The 5,060-nt window shown below is 49.6% G+C and carries 1 tRNA gene and 3 rRNA genes; all 4 read left to right on the top strand.

Going from position 1 to position 5,060, the window contains the following annotated elements:
• Positions 1-161: 161 nt before the first annotated feature.
• Positions 162-1,710 (top strand): 16S ribosomal RNA (locus EAI95_RS09910).
• A 53-nt stretch (positions 1,711-1,763) separates the two neighbouring features.
• Positions 1,764-1,836: transfer RNA gene (locus EAI95_RS09905), tRNA-Ala, on the top strand.
• A 129-nt stretch (positions 1,837-1,965) separates the two neighbouring features.
• Positions 1,966-4,864 (top strand): 23S ribosomal RNA (locus EAI95_RS09900).
• A gap of 80 nt (positions 4,865-4,944) precedes the next feature.
• Positions 4,945-5,060 (top strand): 5S ribosomal RNA (gene rrf / locus EAI95_RS09895).
• The 16S, 23S and 5S rRNA genes sit together here with 1 tRNA gene alongside, the layout of an rRNA operon.

The raw sequence follows: 5,060 nt of genomic DNA, 5'->3' as shown, positions 1-5,060 counted from the left end.
CGTGATATACTAATATAGTTGTCGCGCGAGAGCGACAAAGACCTTTGAAAACTGAACAAGACGAACCAATGTGCAGGGCGCTATAACTAAGGTTATAGTACTGAACAATGAAAAAACAATAAATCTGTCAGTGACAGAATGAGTTTAAGACAAACAATTATTTTAATGAGAGTTTGATCCTGGCTCAGGATGAACGCTGGCGGCGTGCCTAATACATGCAAGTAGAACGCTGAAGGAAGGAGCTTGCTCTTTCCGGATGAGTTGCGAACGGGTGAGTAACGCGTAGGTAACCTGCCTGGTAGCGGGGGATAACTATTGGAAACGATAGCTAATACCGCATAACAGTAGATATTGCATGATATCTGCTTGAAAGGTGCAATTGCACCACTACCAGATGGACCTGCGTTGTATTAGCTAGTTGGTGAGGTAACGGCTCACCAAGGCGACGATACATAGCCGACCTGAGAGGGTGATCGGCCACACTGGGACTGAGACACGGCCCAGACTCCTACGGGAGGCAGCAGTAGGGAATCTTCGGCAATGGACGGAAGTCTGACCGAGCAACGCCGCGTGAGTGAAGAAGGTTTTCGGATCGTAAAGCTCTGTTGTAAGAGAAGAACGAGTGTGAGAGTGGAAAGTTCACACTGTGACGGTATCTTACCAGAAAGGGACGGCTAACTACGTGCCAGCAGCCGCGGTAATACGTAGGTCCCGAGCGTTATCCGGATTTATTGGGCGTAAAGCGAGCGCAGGCGGTTAGATAAGTCTGAAGTTAAAGGCTGTGGCTTAACCATAGTACGCTTTGGAAACTGTTTAACTTGAGTGCAAGAGGGGAGAGTGGAATTCCATGTGTAGCGGTGAAATGCGTAGATATATGGAGGAACACCGGTGGCGAAAGCGGCTCTCTGGCTTGTAACTGACGCTGAGGCTCGAAAGCGTGGGGAGCAAACAGGATTAGATACCCTGGTAGTCCACGCCGTAAACGATGAGTGCTAGGTGTTGGGTCCTTTCCGGGACTCAGTGCCGCAGCTAACGCATTAAGCACTCCGCCTGGGGAGTACGACCGCAAGGTTGAAACTCAAAGGAATTGACGGGGGCCCGCACAAGCGGTGGAGCATGTGGTTTAATTCGAAGCAACGCGAAGAACCTTACCAGGTCTTGACATCCCTCTGACCGCTCTAGAGATAGAGTTTTCCTTCGGGACAGAGGTGACAGGTGGTGCATGGTTGTCGTCAGCTCGTGTCGTGAGATGTTGGGTTAAGTCCCGCAACGAGCGCAACCCCTATTGTTAGTTGCCATCATTCAGTTGGGCACTCTAGCGAGACTGCCGGTAATAAACCGGAGGAAGGTGGGGATGACGTCAAATCATCATGCCCCTTATGACCTGGGCTACACACGTGCTACAATGGCTGGTACAACGAGTCGCAAGTCGGTGACGGCAAGCTAATCTCTTAAAGCCAGTCTCAGTTCGGATTGTAGGCTGCAACTCGCCTACATGAAGTCGGAATCGCTAGTAATCGCGGATCAGCACGCCGCGGTGAATACGTTCCCGGGCCTTGTACACACCGCCCGTCACACCACGAGAGTTTGTAACACCCGAAGTCGGTGAGGTAACCTTTTAGGAGCCAGCCGCCTAAGGTGGGATAGATGATTGGGGTGAAGTCGTAACAAGGTAGCCGTATCGGAAGGTGCGGCTGGATCACCTCCTTTCTAAGGATAAGGAAACCTGCACGTTCGTCTTGTTTAGTTTTGAGAGGTCTTGTGGGGCCTTAGCTCAGCTGGGAGAGCGCCTGCTTTGCACGCAGGAGGTCAGCGGTTCGATCCCGCTAGGCTCCATTGGTGAGAGATCACCAAGGATGAACATTGAAAATTGAATATCTATATCAAATAGTAACAAGAAAATAAACCGAAAACGCTGTGAATATTTAATGAGTTTTCTAATTTTTTAAGAAATTAGGTTAATAAGGTTAAGTTAATAAGGGCGCACGGTGGATGCCTTGGCACTAGGAGCCGAAGAAGGACGTGACAAACGACGAAATGCCTCGGGGAGCTGTAAGTAAGCTTAGATCCGGGGATGTCCGAATGGGGGAACCCAGCAGGTAATACCTGTTACCCATATCTGTTAAGGATATGAGGAGGAAGACGCAGTGAACTGAAACATCTAAGTAGCTGCAGGAAGAGAAAGCAAAAGCGATTGCCTTAGTAGCGGCGAGCGAAACGGCAGGAGGGCAAACCGAAGAGTTTACTCTTCGGGGTTGTAGGACTGCAATGTGGACTTAAAGATTATAGAAGAACTACCTGGGAAGGTAGGCCAAAGAGAGTAATAGCCTCGTATTTTAAATAGTCTTTATACCTAGCAGTATCCTGAGTACGGCGAGACACGTGGAATCTCGTCGGAATCTGGGAGGACCATCTCCCAACCCTAAATACTCCCTAGTGACCGATAGTGAACCAGTACCGTGAGGGAAAGGTGAAAAGCACCCCGGGAGGGGAGTGAAATAGAACCTGAAACCGTGTGCCTACAACAAGTTCGAGCCCGTTAATGGGTGAGAGCGTGCCTTTTGTAGAATGAACCGGCGAGTTACGATATGATGCGAGGTTAAGTTGAAGAGACGGAGCCGTAGGGAAACCGAGTCTGAATAGGGCGTCTTAGTATTATGTCGTAGACCCGAAACCATGTGACCTACCCATGAGCAGGTTGAAGGTGCGGTAAAACGCACTGGAGGACCGAACCAGGGCACGTTGAAAAGTGCTTGGATGACTTGTGGGTAGCGGAGAAATTCCAAACGAACTTGGAGATAGCTGGTTCTCTCCGAAATAGCTTTAGGGCTAGCGTCGACATTAAGATTCTTGGAGGTAGAGCACTGTTTGGGTGAGGGGTCCATCCCGGATTACCAATCTCAGATAAACTCCGAATGCCAATGAATTATGGTCGGCAGTCAGACTGCGAGTGCTAAGATCCGTAGTCGAAAGGGAAACAGCCCAGACCACCAGCTAAGGTCCCAAAATAATTGTTAAGTGGAAAAGGATGTGGGGTTGCACAGACAACTAGGATGTTAGCTTAGAAGCAGCTATTCATTCAAAGAGTGCGTAATAGCTCACTAGTCGAGTGACCCTGCGCCGAAAATGTACCGGGGCTAAAACAATTTACCGAAGCTGTGGATACCTTTATAGGTATGGTAGGAGAGCGTTCTATGTGTGAAGAAGGTATACCGTGAGGAGTGCTGGAACGCATAGAAGTGAGAATGCCGGTATGAGTAGCGAAAGACAGGTGAGAATCCTGTCCACCGTAAGACTAAGGTTTCCAGGGGAAGGCTCGTCCGCCCTGGGTTAGTCGGGACCTAAGGAGAGACCGAAAGGTGTATCCGATGGACAACAGGTTGATATTCCTGTACTAGAGTATGTAGTGATGGAGGGACGCAGTAGGCTAACTAAAGCGTGCGATTGGAAGTGCACGTCTAAGCAGTGAGGTGTGAATTGAGTTAAATGCTTAGTTCTATAACATTGAGCTGTGATGGGGAGCGAAGTTTAGTAGCGAAGTTAGTGATGTCACACTGCCAAGAAAAGCTTCTAGCGTTAAACATACTCTACCCGTACCGCAAACCGACACAGGTAGTCGAGGCGAGTAGCCTCAGGTGAGCGAGAGAACTCTCGTTAAGGAACTCGGCAAAATGACCCCGTAACTTCGGGAGAAGGGGTGCTGACTTAGGTCAGCCGCAGTGAATAGGCCCAAGCAACTGTTTATCAAAAACACAGCTCTCTGCTAAATCGTAAGATGATGTATAGGGGGTGACGCCTGCCCGGTGCTGGAAGGTTAAGAGGAGTGCTTAGCGTAAGCGAAGGTATGAATTGAAGCCCCAGTAAACGGCGGCCGTAACTATAACGGTCCTAAGGTAGCGAAATTCCTTGTCGGGTAAGTTCCGACCCGCACGAAAGGCGTAATGATTTGGGCACTGTCTCAACGAGAGACTCGGTGAAATTTTAGTACCTGTGAAGATGCAGGTTACCCGCGACAGGACGGAAAGACCCCATGGAGCTTTACTGCAGTTTGATATTGAGTGTCTGTGCCACATGTACAGGATAGGTAGGAGCCATAGAGATCGGGACGCCAGTTTCGATGGAGGCGATGTTGGGATACTACCCTTGTGTTATGGCCACTCTAACCCGGATAGGTGATCCCTATCGGAGACAGTGTCTGACGGGCAGTTTGACTGGGGCGGTCGCCTCCTAAAAGGTAACGGAGGCGCCCAAAGGTTCCCTCAGAATGGTTGGAAATCATTCGCAGAGTGTAAAGGTATAAGGGAGCTTGACTGCGAGAGCTACAACTCGAGCAGGGACGAAAGTCGGGCTTAGTGATCCGGTGGTTCCGTATGGAAGGGCCATCGCTCAACGGATAAAAGCTACCCTGGGGATAACAGGCTTATCTCCCCCAAGAGTTCACATCGACGGGGAGGTTTGGCACCTCGATGTCGGCTCGTCGCATCCTGGGGCTGTAGTCGGTCCCAAGGGTTGGGCTGTTCGCCCATTAAAGCGGCACGCGAGCTGGGTTCAGAACGTCGTGAGACAGTTCGGTCCCTATCCGTCGCGGGCGTAGGAAATTTGAGAGGATCTGCTCCTAGTACGAGAGGACCAGAGTGGACTTACCGCTGGTGTACCAGTTGTCTCGCCAGAGGCATCGCTGGGTAGCTATGTAGGGAAGGGATAAACGCTGAAAGCATCTAAGTGTGAAACCCACCTCAAGATGAGATTTCCCATAACTATATGTTAGTAAGAGCCCTGAGAGAAGATCAGGTAGATAGGTTAGGAGTGGAAGTTGTGTGAGCAATGGAGCGGACTAATACTAATAGCTCGAGGACTTATCCAAAAAGTAACTGAGGATATTTACAGCAGTTTAGATTTTTGTTAGAATATAGGTATTCAATTTTGAATGTTCATCATTCAGAGTTAAGTGACGATAGCCTAGGAGATACACCTGTACCCATGCCGAACACAGAAGTTAAGCCCTAGAACGCCGGAAGTAGTTGGGGGTTGCCCCCTGTGAGATATGGTAGTCGCTTAGC

It is taken from the genome of Streptococcus sp. bf_0095 (assembly GCF_004166885.1).
Taxonomy (GTDB): Bacteria; Bacillota; Bacilli; order Lactobacillales; family Streptococcaceae; genus Streptococcus.
The sequence above is the reverse complement of the archived record's forward strand: the minus strand, read 5'-3'. Positions and strand labels throughout refer to the sequence as shown.